Source organism: Candidatus Brocadiia bacterium (genome assembly GCA_041658285.1).
Lineage (GTDB): Bacteria > Planctomycetota > MHYJ01 > JACQXL01 > JACQXL01 > JBBAAP01.
Map to the genome: position 1 here is coordinate 363,831 of JBBAAP010000002.1, position 20,618 is coordinate 384,448.

5 protein-coding genes are annotated in these 20,618 nt (G+C 50.3%); all 5 read right to left on the reverse strand.

Annotated elements, in window-relative coordinates; genetic code table 11:
• Nucleotides 1–251: 251 nt before the first annotated feature.
• Nucleotides 252–1,826: a HEAT repeat domain-containing protein gene (locus WC980_03600; GenBank protein ID MFA5794134.1), complete on the reverse strand. Its 1,575-nt coding sequence runs from the start codon at nucleotides 1,824–1,826 to the stop codon at nucleotides 252–254.
• Between the two features lie 129 nt (nucleotides 1,827–1,955).
• Complete coding sequence (locus tag WC980_03605) at nucleotides 1,956–7,619, reverse strand: DUF2341 domain-containing protein (GenBank protein ID MFA5794135.1); 5,664 nt, start codon at nucleotides 7,617–7,619, stop codon at nucleotides 1,956–1,958.
• 10 nt (nucleotides 7,620–7,629) lie between these two features.
• Nucleotides 7,630–15,048 (reverse strand): fibronectin type III domain-containing protein, encoded by a 7,419-nt coding sequence (locus WC980_03610; protein ID MFA5794136.1) that lies wholly within the window; start codon nucleotides 15,046–15,048, stop codon nucleotides 7,630–7,632.
• 14 nt (nucleotides 15,049–15,062) lie between these two features.
• Nucleotides 15,063–17,864, reverse strand: a complete 2,802-nt coding sequence (locus tag WC980_03615; protein MFA5794137.1) for a hypothetical protein — start codon at nucleotides 17,862–17,864, stop codon at nucleotides 15,063–15,065.
• 72 nt (nucleotides 17,865–17,936) lie between these two features.
• Complete coding sequence (locus WC980_03620) at nucleotides 17,937–20,138, reverse strand: tetratricopeptide repeat protein (GenBank protein ID MFA5794138.1); 2,202 nt, start codon at nucleotides 20,136–20,138, stop codon at nucleotides 17,937–17,939.
• Between the last annotated feature and the right edge of the window lie 480 nt (nucleotides 20,139–20,618).

A 20,618-nucleotide genomic window follows, 5' to 3' on the forward strand; every position in this document is an offset into this window, starting at 1 on the left:
TTTCCTGAAATCAGCTCCTTTATACGCCAATTCTTCACTTAATTCATTTTTACCCCCCTATACCCTACCCCCACCCCCCTAGTACCCCCAAGCTATAGCCTTATATGTCATAATCCACAGGCTTATAATCAACATTCTGTAGGCACTGGCATTTCATAATGAGGTTATGGCTTAGAAATAGCATAAAATATGCATTTCCCGTCATTTTTGTTATTTCTAAGGTTTAGGACACACCTTATCGGGGTTAGGCCCTACTTGGTTTTATCCACGAAGGTGCCGCCGGTAACCTGGGCAATCTGGCTCATCAGCGAGGTGTTAGCCGGGTCGCCCCGGGTCATCGGGTCGGGATTGCTCTCGTCAACTATGCCCACGGCGATGGTGTTTATCTTTATCTTGCGAAACTCGTTCCACTTGCGCACCGAATCGACGATACCGGCGGCGTCGAATATCTTGCCCTCGTTGGGGTTGCCGTCGGTCAAAAGGAATATGGTATCAACGCCGCCGATACTTTCGACCGGAGAGCCCTTGCCGCCGCCGGTAGCCACTCTTTTGGCTTCGCTCTTGGACATGCCGGCGGTGCCGGAAATCCGGTAGGCCGCTTCGAGCACGTCGTAGATGTTGGTCCGCCCGCCGGGCGACTGCTTTTCAACTATGGCTATGGCCGCCATCTTGTTCTCGGTGGTAGCCGGCACCAGTTCGTTCTTCCAGATGCTGAAAGCGCTGCTGTAAAACAGTATCGAAAAGTAGACGCTGGAATCAAGGTTGCATATGGCGTTGACCAGCTCCTTCTTGACCGAATCTATCCTGGTCTTGACCGGGCGCAGGTCGATATCTCGCTTCTTTTTCTTGAGCTCATCTGGCATCTTGGACTTGGTCTCGTTGGGGTTTTTATTATCGCCCTCCGGTCCGGTGGTCACCTTTTTCTGCTCGTTGTCTGTCGATTCCTGAATAACCCCTTTTTCCTCCTTGGCCATCCAGGCCATACTGCCGGAAACGTCCATAATGAAAACGATGCGGCTGGACTGTATCTTCATGCCGTAATACTCGCCCCGAATGACGGACTTGGTCATATTGCCGACGTCGGCCGAGCCGGAAGCGCCTTCGGCCGGCAGGTCACGGGTCAGTTCTTCCAAGACCTCCAGAGCAGTGGTCAGCACCCGGGGGTCGATATTAGGGTCGCGGATGAACAGTTTTATCGGTTTGAGGCTGGCCGGAGACTTGGCCTGGCGCAGGTATTCCAGCATGGTCAACTTGGTCTCCCAAAACCCCTTTTCGCCCAGTAGTTTGCAGACGGTATCGACGCCCTCGGCGCTGTTCAGGGCGCCCAGAGATTCGATGGCCGCAATCTGGACGGCTGATTCCTTGTCGCTTATCAGCCCCACTAGGGTTTTAATCACCTCCGGGGTATTGATGCCGCCCATGGCCCGGATGACATAGAACCTGGCTCGCCAGTTGTTGGAGGTATTGGCCGCATTTTTGATAATCAAGGCAATGGCCTTGTCGTTGATCACCCTTTTGAGCGGCTCGATGCAGGTCTCGATAACGCGGAGGCTGACCCGGTCCTCTTCCTTGCCGGACTTATTGCGGTCTATCTCGCTGATGATATGGGTGATGAGCAGGCCGGCGGCGTCCAGTTCCACCTCCGGCGTAATGGCTTTGACCAGGTTGGCCGTGGCGTTGATGCGTTTAGCAATGTCGTTATTGGCCGCGTCCTTGGCGAATTCGGTCTTAGCCGCCTGCCAGGCCGGGCTATCCTTGGCGTAGACCGATGGTATCATAACTATTGACACAAGCGCCAGAGCTGCCAGGAATGTTCTTGTTTTCATAATTAACTCCTTATGTTTATATAATTACCATCGAGTCCTGAAATAGTCAATATATTTTGCTTTACGGCGTGAATCGATTATTGAAAGATGTGATTAACAAAAAAGAATTATTAAAAAAAACTTATTATTTTATTGAATAAATGTTATAATGACTTGTCCATTTCCTGTGCGTACTTCACTGGAATTAGACTGGTTTGTCCCGGCGTTATAAGAAGCACCTCCCCCGCCGCCATCTGTGCCGGAACTGCCGCCCGGACCACCCGAATAACCGCCGCCGCCGCCACCACCCTCCGAACCGCCTGCGGTGCCGCCGCCGCCTCCTCCAAAACCGCCATCCCAATAACAATCTGCGCCCGCGCCTCCATTCAGGAATGAATTCCCTCCATTAGGAGCGTTATAACCGGCTTGCCCATTACCGTTAAATCCACCCCCACCGGAACCGTCATCACCCAGTCCTCCTGCACCTGAGGAAGACCCACTACGCGTATAACCCGCATTGCTGGTACTTGTTGTGTTTGTTGTGCCGCCTACGCCATCAGCATCAGCACCCGCACCGCCACCACCTCCAGCAATAATCAAAATAGTATTATCGCTTTTAACCACAAAAGTCCCGCCGCCACCACCGCAACCATCATCAGAATTCCCATCTACACCTTTTTGTCCCACCAGTATTTTAAGTTGAGTGCCGGCTGTCAGGACAAAATCACCTCTCATCCTTGCGCCTAATCCACCCCATTGTTGTGGCTGAGTACCGCCTTGTGCCCCCCATACTTCTATTCGATAAGTGCCGTTCGCGGACACAGTCCAGTTTTGGATTGTGCCTGTTCTTCCCGTAGAGGTTGCGGTAAAAGTCATAGAAGGAACAGGCATTTTAACACTAATTTCGTTAGAATATGAACTATCACATAAGGCATAGGCCATAACCCGGTAATAATAAGTCGTGGATGGCGAAACACCCGTATCCGTAAACGCGGTCGTATTAGAACCCAGAGTATTAATTAAGGCATAGGTGCCAGTGATAGCCGTTTTGCGCTCTATCTTAAAACCGGTTTCTACAACCGAGTTATCGGTCCAGGAAAGAACCGCTACTGACATTGTTAGCGTCATAGTAAGCGCCGACGGCGCATTAGGAATGGAAACCGCATTAGAATAAGCGCTGTCACCAGTCGCATTATAAGTACAGATACGGTAATAATAATCAGATGAATTGAGTCCGCTATTAGAGTAGCAGGTTATATTCGCACCGACTGTGGCGATCTCGGAAAAAGCGGATGTCGTAATACCCCGCTCTATCTTAAATCCGGTTTCGCTGCCGGAATTATCGGTCCAGGAAAGATTAATTTGTGAGAAGGATATAGTGGTTGCCGTAAGCGATGAAGGCGGATTAATCACCGTGGTAATTCCTACCTCGTTAGTATATGCACTATCTACTGATTTAGCGGTCTCGTAAGCCCTAACGCGATAATAATAAGGCGTGCCGTCAGTTAGGCTGGAGTTGATGTAAGCGGTGCTATTTGCGCCAATCATATCAATCTGGGAATAGGTTCCGGCTTGCCCGCCAGAGGCGAGTGCACGTTCTATCTTGAATCCCGTCTCGACATTGGAATTATCGGTCCAGGCCAGGTTTATTTGCGTAGAGGATACCGGCGTGGCAACCAATGCCGAAGGAGCATTCGGATAAGTGGTCGCTGAAATATTATTGGAATAATTGTCACCCAGAATGTTATAAGTCTTGACCTTGTAATAATAGGTGACGCCTTCGGGTAAACTGTCGTCGGTATAAGTTGTAATATTGGCAGGCACGGTATCGTATATAGAGTAATTAATACCATCAGTGGAACGTTCTAGCTGGAAGTTGGTTTCGTTTATGGAGTTATCCTGCCATTGCAGAACTATAGAGGATGACGATGCGGCAGTTGATATCAAATTAGACGGTGCCACCGGCGCTGACGTCCTAGTGGGCACCTGATTATAATAAGGGTCGATGTCGTAAATATCATAAGCCCGAACCCGGTAGAAATAAGTCGTATCGGCGCTGACTGTGCTGTCCGAAAAAGCCGTGAGCGTATCAGAAACAGTACCGATTTGCGACCAGGATATCTCATCCAGTGAGCGCTCAATCAGGATGTCTTCAGTGCCGGATGACGTATCCTGCCAGCTCAAGTCTATTTGCGCACTAGAAATTATGGTTGCGGCCAGGTTGGATACAACACTGAGCCTTCTCTGGTCTCCGGGTGCCGAGACCAACGGCGCAGGTGAAGGAATATTTATGATATGGATATCACTCAGGTAGCCAGGATGATTGAATTGGGTTACGGCAATTCTCAACGGCGAGGTGGTTAGGTTTCCGCCGGTGCCGTTATAAACGGTAGTCCAGTCGGCATAGGCGCCGCCCCTGATTTCGTAATCGGCCCCGGTGGCTTTGAGCCGAATTCTGAATTCATAGGGGGTAAAGGCGCTATAAGTCGTGGCCGGACCGTTCGGCGCATAGACGTTGCCGCTTTCAAATACGGAAAGATTACCCTCGTTAAAGAACAGCCCATGGATTAATTTGGTGCAGGCCGGGTCAGTTGTTTGGTTTGTTTCCCAGCCAACCATCATATTCAGGGTGACGCCAATACTAAAAGGAGTGAATTTGCCGTATAGCGTCAATCCGGCAAACCTGTTCCAGGTATTAACGGAAATAAGAGCCGAATCCCAGATCGATGTGACATCACACAGATCCAGCCTGTTATTCTGCCTGATGGCGTCCTTGGCGTCAAGCTCAACCCAATTGGAAGCATTAATAACCAAACCCTGGAAATCATCCGCAAAAGCTAGGGTGGCACTGACACAAGAAGCGGTTGACGATATATTCCCGTAGAACATCTTAATTTCGGTATCGCCGGTCGGCAAGGACGGTATCTTCACCCAAAATAGGTTATCGTTTTCCTGCCAGCAGGTCAATTCCTTGTTCATGATATCGTTAGAAAACCTGATATCGGCGTAATCCGGCCGGACCCGGGGCGTACCAGAATTATACCGATTGGTTACTTCCGTGGCTGACAAAGCCCGGTTGTACACTTTGACCTCGTCTATGATGCCGGCAAAGAACGAATCCCAGCCGCTGCCGTTATCCCGGCCGCCTATTCCTAATTGCCGGTCGGACGGCGTAATATTACCGGTCTGGCTTCCGCCCGGAGCGATGCTTTCCACCTCTGCCCCGTTCCGGTAGAACTTCCAGCTGGTATCGTTATGAACAAAAACCAGGTGCGACCACTGGTTAAGCGGCACGGTCTGGCTGCCGCCCCTAGCCCAGCTGCCCGGGGCTGAGGTCTCCACCGCCGCCTTGAATACGCCGTTATCCAGAACTATCTCATATGAGGAATCCTTGCTTAAAATTACGGCTGAGGTGCCATTGGCCGTTGGATAGACCCAGGCTTCGATGGTTATGGTACTGGTGATGATATCTAGGCTGCTCAGGTCCGGCACCGCCAGGTAATCGTTTATGCCGTCGAAAGATAATCCGTTGCCGGATTTACCGGCCACCCGGACCGGACCGTATAATGAGCCGCTATTGCCGTTACCGGACATATCGGCCGTATTGGAACCGTCTGAACCTTCGGAAAAATGCCAGGAAGCCACCAGGTTGGAGTTATCGATAAAGGCTGGGTCGTTGAACGGGATTACGGCCACGGCGCAGTCGGTCACCAACGCCCCGCTGTTAGTGATGGTGATGGGCCGATTATAGTACCAAGTACCATCACCGGAACTGGACATAACCACCGAAGCTATCACTTCGTTTGAATAGGAACTGTTGCCAGTAGAATTATAAGCCCTGACGCGGTAGAAATAAGTGGTGAATGATGGTAACTCGGTATTGGGATAAGAAACTATGCCCGGCCCGGTGGCGGCAAGTTCGGAGAAGGTCCCGTTAACACCGGTCTTACGCTCTATCTTGTAACCAGTCTCGCTATTAGAGTTATCTGTCCAGAAAATATCTATCCGGGAAAGCGACATTGACCTGGCTATCAAACCGGACGGCGGTTTGACCGGCGTGGTGGCCGACGCCTCGGCGCAATAAGCGCTCACGCCGGTGGCGTTATAGGCCCGGACCCGGTAATAATATGCCGTGCCATCAATCAAATCAACAGAGGCAAAGGCCAGGCTATCAGGCCCAACCGTGGCAATTTCGCTGAATGACCCGGCCGCGCCGGCTTTTCGTTCTATTTTATAACCGGATTCGCTACCGGAATTATCCGACCAGGAAATATTCACCTGCGAATAAGATACAACCGTAGCGCTTAAACCGGATGGCGGACTGATTATGGTCGAGGCATCAACCGTTTCGGAATAAGCGCTGTCTCCGGTGGCGTTATAACAACAAATCTTGTAATAATAAGTTATACCGTCAGCCAGGTCGGTATCGAAGTAAGAATTTATATTAGCCGTGGCTATAGTGGTGATGGGCGCGTAAAAACCGCCGGTTCCGGTCTTTCGTTCTATCCTGAACCCAGTTTCGCTGTTGGAGTTATCAGTCCAAGACAGGTTTATCTGAGACGCAGAAACGGCATTGGCGGCTAATCCCGAAATCGGATTAATCGGGGTGGTTGCATTAGCCTCATTGGTATAAGCACTGTTATCCGTGGTGTTATAGGATTTTATCTGGTAATAATAAACGGTTCCGTCAATCAAGCCGCTCGTGTCAGAGAACGAAATCACGTTAGCCATGGCCTGGGTAATTTCGCCGTAGGTCCCGTTCAAGCCGGTCTTCCTTTCAATCCTGAATCCTGATTCATTATTGGAATTATCCGTCCAGGCCAGGTCAATCCGGGATGAAGATACTTGGTTGGCTACCAAAACTGACGGTGTATTAAGCGGGATGGCCGGGCTGGCTTCGTTGGAATAAGAGCTCTCACCGGTGGCATTGTAAGCACTGACGCGGTAATAATACGTCATGCCATCCAATAAACCGGTATCCGATAATAAAACAACATTGCTTCCCGCGACAGTAGTAATAACCGAATAAGAACCGGCAATACCAGACTTGCGCTCTATTTTATATCCGCTTTCGGTGGCCGAATTATCCAACCAGGTCAAATCAATCTGGCTGGAAGAAACGACATTCGTACCCAGCGAGGACGGCGCCAATATCGGCGTCGGTGTGCATGTCTCATTGGAATAAGAGCTTTCGCCGTAAGCGTTAAAAGTCTTGACGCGATAATAGTAACCGGTTCCGTCAATCAGGCCAATATCTGAAAAAGTGGTAATGTCGGCAGAGGCGATGGTCGTAAGGACAGTATAATCAGCATCAATAGCCGTTTTACGCTCGATTTTAAAGCCCGCTTCATTGCCGGAGTTATCGGTCCAACTGATATCAATCTGCGTTGAAGAGATAACGGTAGTTGTCAGGTTAGTCGGGATGTTTACCGGGATTATCAGAATATCGTTAGAATAAGCGCTGTCGCCGGTGGCGTTGAATGATTTGACTCGATAATAATAAGTTGATTCCGGCGTTACGCCGGTATCTGAATATACCGTATTATCCGGGGAAAGATTGGCGCAAAGGGTATAGTTAACACCGTCGTTAGAACGCTCCAGAATAAAACCTTCCTCAATTTTAGCCGTATCCGCCCATTGAAGGTCAATTCTCGATTCGGAAACGGCCACGGCACTGAGCGAAATCGGCGGGTTCGGATTGGGCAGTTGGCCGCTACTGCCGGTGGAAATGCCGTATTGCTCGCAGAATCCGCCGTAACCGATGGCGACTATTAATGCCAGCATCAAGCCGATACCGATTTTAGTCGTATACATAGCTATTTAATTATGGCGCGGGCGTCCAGGTGACCTTATCCAACCAACCACAGTCAGAACCATATACGCCAAAATAACCTCTAAAATATGACCATTTGAAAGTATGCTTTTTTGCACTGGAGAATGTGTATTGTTCAGGCGTTATATTCCAATCCACCTCTCCGCTAATACTATTTTGCCATGAACCATCTACATAAAATCCAAGGTAATTATCAGTCGTTCCTGACGAAACCTTCCAGTGAAAAGTCAGGGTGCCCTTGCCGTTAACAGACATTTCTATCCAGGAGCTCTGAGCATCGGTAATGACACCACTCCGAGCCGCATCGCCACCGTAGTATGACTCAACAACCTGGCTGAACCAGTTAGCATAGCCACCGGTAATAAAATTTAAAGTAGGCGCGTCTACCGCATCGCCTAAAGCAACAGAAGACGTAATGCCCAAGACTTCATTAGAATAAAAACTGTAATCAGTTCCTTTATAGGTTCGAACGCGGTAATAATAGGTCGCGCCTTCAGCCAGTCCGGTATCATTATAGGTGCTTAGAACTTTAACATAAGCTTTAAGAGATACTAAGTAGTTATTATCGGTCCAGGTTAATTTATCCGTAGTGCCTGTAATCTCACCTGATATATAACTTATTAGACCGCCAGTTTCGTCCGCATCTACCTGTGTTGCAGAACCGCTTATTGCCAAACCGATATAGTCGCCCGCCTGAACAGCAATAGCAGGGGAACTATATCTGTAGCTTCCTTGCCCCGAAACAGAGCACCAATTAGATTGCCCAACCAAATCCCACGAAGCTCCATTATCACGGAATACTTTGAGCCTAATGCTACCACCAGATTGGGTTAAATATACGTCAAAGTAATCAATATTTCCGGCGGCAGTAATCTGGCTGGTCCTATTTATAAAAGTAGTCGTGGTGGCGCCGCCCATACTCCCGCTGATACAGGATGCACGATCAATAACAGTATTCCCAGCAGCTATATAATTATTTGCTCCAACCGAAGCTATTTCTGAATATGTTCCATCAATACCGGTCTTGCGCTCTATTTTAAACCCTGATTCTGTATTTGAATTATCGGTCCAGGAAAGATTGATTTGGCTGTTGGAGGCGGTTTCGGCCACCAGCAAAGAAGGCGCGCTGATAAGGGTTTTGGCGAATACAACATTGGAATAAACGCTATCACTGATACCGTTATAAGCCTTAATACGGTAATAATAAGTGTAGTACTCGGAAAGGCCGGTATTGTTATATAATGTAGAGTTTATTGCTGGAGAGGTATATAGGGACCAGGTAATGCCCTCATAAGAGCGTTCCAATCTAAAACCACCTTCATTATTGGCATTGTCCGCCCAGGTCAGGTTAATCTGGGATGAGGATATGGCGGTTGCCGAAAGCGCCGTCGGCGCCGCCGGAGGCACGCCGACCTGGGCCGGTAGATTCCTGCTTGTAGTGTCACCCAAACCCAACTGCCCGTTACTATTGTATCCCCATCCCCATAAAGTCCCGTCTGATTTTATGGCCATGCATTGAGTACTAGAAGTATGGGTTGCAATATAAACCCAATTAGTATCAGTTCCAACCTGGGTTGGAACATATCGATTTGTTGAATCGCCAAGGCCTAATTGATAGTATACATTATCTCCCCATGTCCAGATAGTTCCGTTGGATTTCAATGCTAAAGAATGTTCATTGCCTGCTCTTATAGATGCCCAATTTGTGTCAACCTCTATCTGGGCTGGAGAAAGTCTTTCCCACACTGATGAACCGGCGCCTAATCGGCCGTCATATGCTCCTGAACCCCATGAATAAATGCTGCCGTTTGTTTTTATACCCAGCGTATGGGCCCCTCCAAGTGAAACCGCAGCCCAATCTGTGTCACTGCCTGTCTGAATAGGAGACGTTTTATAAGAACTATAGTAACCCAGACCTAACTCATAATTATAGTTCATGCCCCAACCCCATATCGAACCATCGGATTTTTTTGCAAAAGAAGTGTAACCTCCGGCATTAATATAAACCCAATCATTAGCTGTCCCTATCTGGGTGGGAGAAAACTTATTAGTGGTATTTCCCAGACCTAATTGACCAAAAGTATTATAACCCCATGCCCACATTGTTCCGTTAGATTTAAGAGCCAGCGAATGCGTTCCTTTCGCGGAAATCATAACCCAATCATTAGAGGTACCGACACGTGTTGGTGTGTTTCTACTAGTTGAATCTCCAAGTCCTAACTGACCATAATAATTACCACCCCATGCCCAGAGTGATCCATCTCTCTTTAAAGCCAAGTTGCTCCCATTTCCGCCATCAACTGAAGCCCAATCTAAGGATGAACCTACCTGCGTTGGAACTAACCGATCGATAGAGTCCCCCAATCCTAATTGACCATAGTTATTAGCACCCCATGCCCATAAGGAATCGTCTGTTTTTATCGCAAGGGAATGTCCTGAAGAAACAACAGACACCCAGGTTGGTTTAGGCGTGGTTATAAATTCTTCGTTAGAATAGTTGCTATACCCGCCGCTATTATAAGCATGGACGCGATAATAATAAACAGTTTCAGCGGTCAGGCCGGTATCAAGATAATATAAGGTATTTGCGCCCACGGAAGCAATCTGGCCATAGGTTCCGGAGATTTCGGTCTTGCGCTCTATCTTAAACCCTGTTTCTATAGCAGAATTATCAGTCCAGCTAATACCAATTCTGGCTGAAGTTACAGCTGTAGCAGTAAGCGCTGACGGTGCATTAGGCGCGGTGGTAGTCGAGACCTCGCTGCAATAAGGGCTGTTGCCGTTGGCGTTATATGTCAGAACACGGTAATAATAAACCATCTCAGGGCTAAGACTGCCGTCAGCATATGTTACGATATTGGCGCTAGTAGTATCAATCTGGGAGTATGTGCCGGCTTGCCCACCGGAGGCGGATGCACGTTCTATCTTAAACCCCGATTCCGCATTGGAGTTGTCGGTCCAGGATAGATTTATCTGGGTGGCTGATATACCAGTGGCGCTTAACACCGAGGGCGCATTAGGCGCCGTAGTAACTGTGGCTTCATTGGAATATAAACTATCGCCCAGGGTATTATGGAAAGATTTAATCCGATAATAATAAGTCGTTTCGCCGTTAAGCCCGGCATCAGAATACGCGGTAATATTCATCCCGACAGTCCCGACCTGGGCGTAAATACCGCCGCTTGCCTTACGTTCTATTTTGGATCCGTTTTCCTTATTGGAATTATCAACCCAGGTCAGGCTGGTCTGGGAAATTGATATCGGGCTGGCCATCACCCCTGACGGCACATTGGGACGAGTGGAAACATAGATAACGTCTGAATTGGCATCGCCCACGCCGTTATAAGACTTCACTCGGTAATAATAGGTAATACCTTCGGTCAGGCCACTGTCGGTATAAAATGTGGCATTATGAGCAAGCGTCGCGCGCAGGTAATAGTTTATGGCATCGGTCGAGCGTTCCACTTTGAAGCCGGTTTCATTAGTGGCATTGTCCCGCCACTCCAGGCTTATCTCTGATGACGTGATAGAAACCGCAGCCAACTGCGAGGGGTTATCCGGCACGGATGTTTTGGTAACTATTTTGGACGCATAGGGGTCCTCTTCGGATTGGGCGTCAACCGCCTTAACCCAGTAATAATAGGTCGTCCCGGCCAAGGCGGTCGAATCCGTAAATGTCACAGTATTGTACGGCACCGTTCCCAGGGATGACCAGGTTATCTCGTCTGCTGAGCGCTCTACCAGAAAATTATCATTGGCCGGGGAATCGTCCTGCCAACTAAGATTTACCTGGGTGGCCGAAATAATCGTAGCCGAAAGATTGGAGGTAGTGTTGAGCTGCCTTTCGGCGTTGGAAACAACTGAAGAAGGCGCCGGCACCGCATCCTGCGAGATGACCAGATGACTGATATAACCTGACTGATCGCCTTGATTGGCCGAAATCCTCAAGGGCGAGGTGGTCAAGTTACCGCCGGTACCGTTATAAACGTTGGTCCAACCGGCATAAGCGCCGCCCTTGATTTCGTAATCGGCCCCGGTGTCCTTAAGCCGAATTATAAAATCGTATGTAGTAGCGGTTGTATAAGTCGTGGCCGGGCCGTTAGGCGTATAAGTGATGCCGTTTTCGGCAATTTCCAGACTACCCTGGTTAAAATACAAGCCGTGAATCAACTGGTCAAAATAAGGGTTGGTAATCTGGTTACCGGCCCATCCGACCATCATTCTGCCGGTCGCAGCAAATACGGTGAATTTCCCGTAAAGGGTTAAATTAAACGCCCGGTTATAACTATTGTTTGATATCAAAGCCGAATCCCAGGCCGGCGTTACATTATACAGATTCAGACCGGTATCCTGACGGATGGCGTTTTTGGAATCAATTTCAGTCCAAGCAGAGGAATCAATAGTGAAATTATAGCCGGCTACATAAGCATTGGCAATATTGCTGGCCGGGGTAGTGGAAATGCCGCCGTAGAACATCTTGATATTGGTATCGCCATTGGGCAGGGACGGTATCTTGACCCAGAAGAGGTTATCGCTCTCCTGCCAATAGATCAATTCCTCGTTCATGGTATTGTTGGTGAATCTGATATCAGCGTAATCAGACCGAACCCGGGGCGCGCCGGAATTATAGCGGGTGCTTATTTCCGTTCCTGATAATGCCCGGTTATAGACCCTGACCTCGTCTATGATACCGGCGAAGAACGAATCCCAGCCGCTGCCGTTATCCCGGCCGCCTATTCCTAATTGCCGATCGGACGGCGTGATATTGCCGGCCTGGCTGCCTCCCGGAGCGATGCTTTCCACCTCTGCGCCGTTGCGGTAGAACTTCCAGCTGGTATCGTTATGGACAAAGACCAGGTGCGACCACTGGTTAAGCGGTACGGCCTGGTTGCCGCCCCTGGCCCAGTTGCCCGGGGCTGAGGTCTCCACTGATGCCTTGAATACGCCATTATCCAGAACTATCTCATAGGATAAGTCTTTGCTTAAGATGACGGCTGAAGTGCCGTTGGCTGTGGGATAAACCCAGGCTTCGATGGTCAGGGTGCTTGTGATAATATCCAAAGTGCTCAGGTCCGGTACCGCTACACAGTCGTTTATGCCGTTGAAAGAAAGTCCATTTCCAAACTTACCGGTCACCCTGGCCGGACCGTATAATGAAGCGCTATTGCCGTTGCCGGACATATCGGCCGTGTTGGAACCGCCGTTTTCGGAGAAGTGCCATGAGCCGATCAGATTGGTGTTATCTATAAAAGCCGGGTCGCTGAACGGGCTTACGGCTACGGCGCAGTCGGTCAGCAGCCCCCCGCTGTTGGTGATGGTAATAGGCCTGACATAATTCCACAAGCCGCTTTCTGAATTTGATAACGCCGTAGTAACCGAAGTCTCGTCAGAATAGGCGCTGTTGCCGGTGCCGTTAAAAGACCTGATGCGATAGAAATAGGGGGTAAACGCAGAAAGTCCGGTATCAGAATATGCCGTTGCATTGGCGCCGATAGTGGCCACCAGTGTATAATTATTATTGGTGCTGGTCCGGCGCTCCAGCTGGAATCCGGCCTCACTGCCGGAGTTATCCGTCCAAGACAGGTCTATGCGCGAGAACGAAATAACCCTAGCGGTCAATCCTGACGGCGGGATAATGCCGGTCGTGCCGGATGTCTCGTTGGAATAAGTGCTGTCAACGGTCAGATTATAGGCGCACACCCGATAATAATAAACAGTGCCATCAACCAGATTGGTATCCAGGTAGGTGGTAACATTGGCGCCGACGGTCGAGGTTACCACCGCGTAGGTGCCGGTAATAGCCGTTTTGCGCTCTATTTTAAACCCTGTTTCACTACCGGAATTATCCACCCAGCTGAGGTCTATCTGGGATACCGACACCGACGTGGTATTCAGTTCCACCGGCGCATTGATGTAAGTGCTGGCGTAGGCTTCGTTGGAATACCCGCTATCAGCCAGGGAATTATAAGTGCAAATACGGTAATAATAGGCGATGCCGTCTGACAATGAGCCGTCTTGATAAGAAGTCACGTCTGAGCCGACGATGGTGGTTATCGGGGCGTAACTACCGGCCAGGCCGGTTTTCTTCTCGATGATGAACCCGGTCTCGCTGCCGGAGTTGTCGGCCCAGCTCAGGTTTATCTGAGAGTTGGAAATACCCGTGGCGCTCAGGGATGATGGCGCGTTGATGGGCGCGAATACGACCGGCTCGTTGGAATAAGTGCTCTCATAAGTGTCATTGATTGACTTGACCCGGTAATAATAGTTGACCCCGTCAACCGGCGCGGCGGTATCGGCAAAGGCCGTGGCATCGGCCGCGGCGGTGGCGATTTCAGCGTAGACATCTCCTTCTTGCTTGCGCTCGATCTTGAATCCGGTCTCGTTGTTGGAATTATCGATCCAGTCCAGATTTATCAACGAAGCCGATATGGCGCTGGCCGCCAGAACGGTCGGCGCATTGAGCGGAATGGCCGGGCTGGCCTCATTGGAATAAGCGCTCTCACCGGTAGAGTTATAAGCGCAGACGAGGTAGTAATAAACGGCGCCATCAACCAGGCCGATGTCTGAATAGGCCGCGATATCAGTCCCGACCACGGTTGAAATCACTGCATACGTCCCGTCCAGGCCGGTCTTGCGTTCGATTTTATAACCATCCTCGCTGGCCGAATTATCCGTCCAACTCAAATCAATTTGGGACGAGGAAATGACGCTGGTGTTTAAAGCCGATGGCGGGCTTATCGGCGTGCTTATTGAGGATTCGACCGAATATGAACCGTCGCCCGACGCATTATAAAACCTGACCCGGTAATAATATAAAGTCCCGTCAATAAGGCCAGTGTCCAAATAAACGGCCACATCAGCCACGGCCACCGTGGTGATCAAGGCATAAGTTCCGGCAATGCCGGTCTTGCGCTCGATCTTGACTCCTTCTTCGCTGATGGAATTATTTATCCAGCTAAGATTAATCTCAGAATAATAGACAGCATTAACGGCCAAGCTGACCGGCGCACCCAGAGGGATAGCCGACGCTTCGCCGGAATAAACACTTTCGCCGCTGGCGTTAAAAGCCTTAAGGCGATAGCGATAATTGACGTCCGGCGTCAGGCCGGTATCCGAATACATCGACACATCCGCCGCGATAGTGGCGCAGAGCGTATAAGTCACGCCGTCGGTGGATCTTTCCAGCACGAAGCCGTCTTCCACCTGGGCGGTATCGGTCCAGTAAAGATTGATTTCCGATTGCGATATGGCCACAGCCGTAAGATTAATCGGGGCGTTGGGCTTGGGCTTCACGCCGCTGCTGCTGCCACTCTTACCCGAGATGCCGTAATCCTGGCATAATCCGCCGTAACCGAAAATAACAGCGGCAAATAGCATCAGTACTAAAGTGATTTTACCGACTTTAAACATAAGCTACACGATAGTTAATTAGTCAGGAAAACATTTTCGGTCAGCTCTACTTTGCTGACAGGCATTTGTTTTGAGCCCAACTCTTCGGCTTTTTTAGGGACAGCCGTCTTGATATAATCTTCCAATTCCGATACGGTCACCCGGGCGTCACCATCCTTGTCGGCCGCCCCGTTAAGCCCTTCCAGCAGGTAATATGCGAATAAACTGCGTTTGCAATCTGCCAGTTCCAGGGCCTTCTGCCCTTTATCCGCGGCCGAGATGACGAAGGTGCAGGACCCCATCCCGCGCTCGAATCCGCTTTTAATCTTGTCGGTATCTGTGATAACACCATAGGAATTGCTGTAATCGCTGATGAATATTTTCCGGGTGGATGATATCGATTCCCATTCCTTCTGCAATTCTGGCAACTCTATCGAGGAAACAAACAAATCATCATTGGAGGTATCGTACGGAAAAATGAAATATTCAGTCCCCTTTTGGGGATGAGGCGCGGTGCCGTTATATCCGGCATAATAAAGCAAAACCGTATCCTTTTCTTTTATCCGGTCTGTCAGGTCGCTCAAAGCGCGCTTGATATTGTCGGCGCTGGCCTCTTTCCCTATAAGCATGGAGATATTTTCTTCTTTGACCGGGCTTTTGGGGTTCTTGGCGAAGAACTCGTATACCGCCCGGGCGCCATCTTCCGCAAACGGCAGTTGGGCCAGCTTAGGGTCTTCATAATTGCTTATGCCCACAATCAAAACATAAACGCTGCCTTTTTTCTCTTTTACCAGCCTGGTTACCGAAATGTTCGCGTCGGACGAAACACCCTCATCATTCAGGGCGATGACCTTGATTTGATTGGCCCCCATGTTCAAAGGAAAACGGTAATCAAACCGGGCCAGCTGATTCTGCTGGGCTTTTTGCCCGGATGGTTTCTTCCTGAGTATGTCCAGGCTCCATCCCACCGGCAAAGGCTTGTCGTCAAGCAGAACCTTGATATCCTTTATTTTCTTGTAGTTAGCTGCGATGCCGGATAATTTCAGGCTTTCTTCGGAAGTTTCGCTGACAGCATTGTCCGGCTGGATCAATAAAATATCCGGCGGGGCCATGGTGAACACCTTGACAACAGGCATTGCTTCTTTGGCCGCGGTCTTTTCATCAACCATATCCCGGACGGACTGTTTTTGGATCCAGCCGAAGCTGTTTTCCGATAACTTTATTTTAAACCAGTCCCCGAGCTGGCCGACCACCTCCAAAACCGCGCCTTTGCTTGTCAAGGCCAGCAGGGGCGTATCGCTGCCCAGACCGCTCCTTATTTCAGCCACATCTTTGCTGGAACTGACGTTCTTAGAAATGCCGGCAACAGCGCTTGCGGACGGCTTATCCAGCGGGAACTTGACCTGGTCCTTGGCCGACACCGTAAACTCACCGCCGTCAGTCATAACTAATTTCAGCATCAGGTCGTTAACCGAAACGTCTTTCTTGACCACCAGGTTAAAACGGACCGAATCAACGGCGTTCTGGGCCAGTTCGGTAATGGTGATGAGGTTGCCCGGTATCTCGATGCCGGACTTCTGGTCCGTTTCTACCAGCACGGCCACGTCTTTAGCCGGGCCCTTGCCGATATTCTTGACGCTGACCGACAAATCAACCGATTCGCCCTTCTGTATCCGCCCGTCGGCATTGCCGATTGATGAACCGGTCCCGTCATCCACTATCTGGCAGGCATAGGCAAAAGCCGGCCTGGGTATTTCCTGGATGGCAATTTTGGCTTCCAACTGGTTGGGGACGTAATTATTAAACTCCTCGAAAGAAACCCGGAAAGGTATATCCCGGCTTAACCACTGTCTTGGTATGCGCAAAATCTCCTGGAATTCTTTTTCCTCCCCGGCTTTCAAATTACCGATTAGTATGGCTTTGTTAAGCAATGATTCCTCGCTGCGGATAAGAGCTTTCAGCCGGTAACAATCGCCCTTGCCTTTTTTATTGGAAACTGTGATTTTTATGACGGCGTCTTCATCGGCCTTGCAGGTTCCGCCTATTTCAACCGACCCTTCCGGGTATGGTACCATTTCAACCTTGCCCTTGGACCAATTCACCTGGCCCAGGGTCATGAAAGCCACCGCTTCTTCGATGCTCCAGTTGGTAACGCTGTCGTTGAGGCCGGCCGCGCCGATGCGGAACTCGATTTTATCCGGCCACTTGGGCATCGGGAAAAGGGCGCTCTTGAGCAGTTCATCTATCTTCAAAGAACCCTCGCCTTTATCGTCGGTCGAATCCGTTATCTTATAGTTCTGTATCTTGACGGTAATCTGCGTCTTGGGCGACGGCGGCGGCAGCGGCGTCCGTTCCTCGAATCTGGTTATGGGCTGCTGGATTATGACCTTATTATCCGGCTTGATAATCCGCGCGCCGGACATCCCGCCCCCGGCCAGTAACAAGCCAAAGGCCATTTGCCGCGCCTTGAGCCGCTGGTCGGACAAGGAATTATATTCCGATTCGCCGTACTTTGCCGGGTCCGGAGCCGGGTTGGCAAACAGATACAGCAATCCGACACCGGCTGTCACCCAGCCTATATGGGTTAAATGCTTGTAGCCGGTGGTCTGCTCTACTTTTTCCAATTTCTCGTAGCGTTTGACCATATATTCGATATTGGGATTGCTGATGGTGAATTTCATCAAGGGCAGCTGGGGCGTCGGTTTCTGGGTCAGGTCGAAATAAAGCGGTTTGGCCGTCATCTCCTTGGTCTCGCTGACCAGCCGCTGGCTTATCTCTCCGGTCCGGTGCACGGTGGTGCTGGTGCAGGAAACACTCCCGCAAACGATCAAGGCCATAGCCCCAAAGAGCATCCCCCTCATTATTATTGCCGTCCGGGTCATATGTAATAAATCATTCATCATTAATAATTATCTTTTCCAGTCCTCAATGGCCTGGCGCATTGTTTCAGCCGAAGGATGGTCCGGGCTGAGCTTCAGGAAAACTTCGCCGTCGGCGATGGCCGCGCCGAAATCGCCTTTCTTGGCGTTGAGCACGCTCCGGTTGAAATAAGACTCCGCGTCAGTCGGGTTGAGCTTGATGGCCCGGCTGAAATCAACGATGGCCTTTTCGATATCGCCCTGGTCGTAATGAACCGCCGCCCGGTCGCAATAAATCTTGCCGTTATCGGGATTGAGTTTGACCGCCTCATTAAAGTCTTCGATGGCCTTGCCGTAATTGCCCGACTCGTAATAGGCGTTGCCCCGGCTGACATAAACCGCGGCGGCCGACGGGTTGATCCTGATTACATCCGAGAAATCAGCCACCGCCTTGACCGCATCATCCTTGGCGTAATAACAAAGTCCCCGGTTAACCAGCGCCCGGCTGTTGGCCGAATTGAGCCTCAAGGCCTCGTTAAAATCAGCCAGCGCCTTGTCCAGTTCGTTCTTGGCGTAATATACCGTCCCCCGGTTCAGATATGCCCAATCGTAATTGGGTGATAACTTAATCGCCTTGCCGAAGCTGGCTAAGGCCTCGTCATATTTCTTATGTCCGAATTCCAGTTCGCCCTTGGCAAAACTACCCCAGTAGCTGTCCGGGTCGTACTTTATGGTTTTCTCAAAGTCCGGCACGGCCCCGTCAAAGTTATTATTAATGTAAGCCGTCACCCAGCCGCGGCCGTAATAGGACGGAGCCAGCGTGCCCGTATAGCTGATGGCCTTGTCGAAATTATCCACCGCCTTGTCGAAATCCTGCTTGTCCCTGCAGGCGTAACCGATAATCTGGTAAGCATCGCTGTAAGAAACATCTATCTTGACGGCTTCACCGGCAATCTGCAATCTTTCGTCCGTGGCCGTGGCCGGCGTAATCCGGTCCAGCAAGGCCTTGGCTTCGGCCCGGCGTTTGGCCGCCTCTTCCTTGCGCTTGGCTTCTTCCTGGGCCAGCCGCTCTTCCTCGGCCTTCTTCCGGGCCAGTTCCTTGGCCTTCTTCTTACCCACATCCATATCTTCGATGGCCTCGTCGCACCGCTTCAACAGCGCTTCGACCACGCTGTCCGAAGGCGTGGATTTGAGTATCTTTTCGCACAATGATTTGGACTCGGTGTACTTCTTCTCATCGAAAAAGGCAAACGCCTTTTTTCGGTTCTCTTCCACCTGTCGGGCCGAACCGGCTGAAATAACCATCCTCACAACCAGGAAGCCGATAAACAGAACCAGCATGGCGCTGACCAGGCCGAAGCTGGCTGCCTTGTTGCGCTTGGCCTTTAACCACATCCTGGTCATGGTCGAAGCCCGCTCGGCCATGATAGCTTTGCCCTCCAGGTAACTCTGCAGGTCCATGGCCAGCTCCAGGGCCGTCTGGTAGCGCCTCTCTTTCTCCTTCTCCATGCACTTGAGGCAGATGGTCTCTATGTTCTTGGGAATACTTTTCACCAGGGTCGAAGGCGCAATCGGGTCCTTATGGATGACGTTGGAAAATACCTCGAACATCTCCTTGCCCTGAAACGGCATCTGTCCGGTAAGTCCGTGATAAAGCGTCGAGCCCAGCGAAAACACATCGCTCTGGTGGTCGATCTCATCCTTCTTGCCCTGGGCCTGTTCCGGAGCCATATAGTTGGGCGTGCCCACCGTGGCGCCGGTAACGGTCAATGTTTTGTCAAACCCGGATAATTTCTTGGCCACGCCGAAGTCCGTCAGGTAAGGTTTGCCGTCCTTATCCAGCAGGATGTTGGCCGGCTTGATGTCGCGGTGAACGATGTTCTGGGTATGGGCGTAATGCAAAGCCGAAGCGATCTGCATCACAATCTTGGCCACGGTCTGGACCGGCGGCCTGGTTTTGTCCTTGATAAGCTGTTCGAAGGAAATGCCGTCCACATACTCCATGGTGAAATAAGGCTGTTTGCCGATCGTGCCCACCTCGAAAACCTGCACGATATTGGCATGTCTCAGTTTGGCCACGGCCTGGACCTCGCGCTGGAACCGTTCGACCGCGGTTTTATCGGAAGCGGTGGCGACTTTGAGCGCCACCTTGCGGTTTAAGGCGGGGTCAACTGCCAGATAAACGGCGCCCATGCCGCCCTGGCCGATTTTCTTCTCCAGAATGTATTTGCCGAAAGTAGTTACTGTTCCCATATTCTAAATATTGAAGCTACTTCAAACACTACTAATAATTCGTGCGAGTATAATAGGATAAATCCCAAATTTCGTCAAGTAAAATATCCGGATTTTATGAGATTTATTAGAAACCTCTTGGCGAGACACGAGCCTTAGAGTTTCTTATCCCGCTTATTCCAGCGGGGCTAGAAACCTCTTGGTGAGACACGAGCCTTAGAGTTTCTTATCCCGCTTATTCCAGCGGGGCTAGAAATCTCTTTCCCGATTTTTCAGGCGGGTTTTTCTTGACTAAACCATTCCGGTTTGCTAAGGTTGTTCTCGGCCCTGAAGCTTCAAGTGCTGCTGCTGCTTCGAATTGGACATGATGCTCATCATTCCGTTCACTTCAGGGCCACTAATTTTTTTTCTTAGTGCCACTAGGAACAAAGTGACGTAGAGGCACTTAGATCCAGATGAACCCCGCCTTGGCGGGGTATTTTTTTATCATCTGGACAAGCC

What these genes read in the sequence shown, in the direction of transcription:
- WC980_03600 (MFA5794134.1), bottom strand. Translation starts at nt 1,826, where the DNA reads ATGAAAACAAGAACATTCCTGGCAGCTCTGGCGCTTGTGTCAATAGTT.
- WC980_03605 (MFA5794135.1), bottom strand. Translation starts at nt 7,619, where the DNA reads ATGTATACGACTAAAATCGGTATCGGCTTGATGCTGGCATTAATAGTC.
- WC980_03620 (MFA5794138.1), bottom strand. Translation starts at nt 20,138, where the DNA reads ATGGGAACAGTAACTACTTTCGGCAAATACATTCTGGAGAAGAAAATC.
- WC980_03610 (MFA5794136.1), bottom strand. Translation starts at nt 15,048, where the DNA reads ATGTTTAAAGTCGGTAAAATCACTTTAGTACTGATGCTATTTGCCGCT.
- WC980_03615 (MFA5794137.1), bottom strand. Translation starts at nt 17,864, where the DNA reads ATGGCCTTGATCGTTTGCGGGAGTGTTTCCTGCACCAGCACCACCGTG.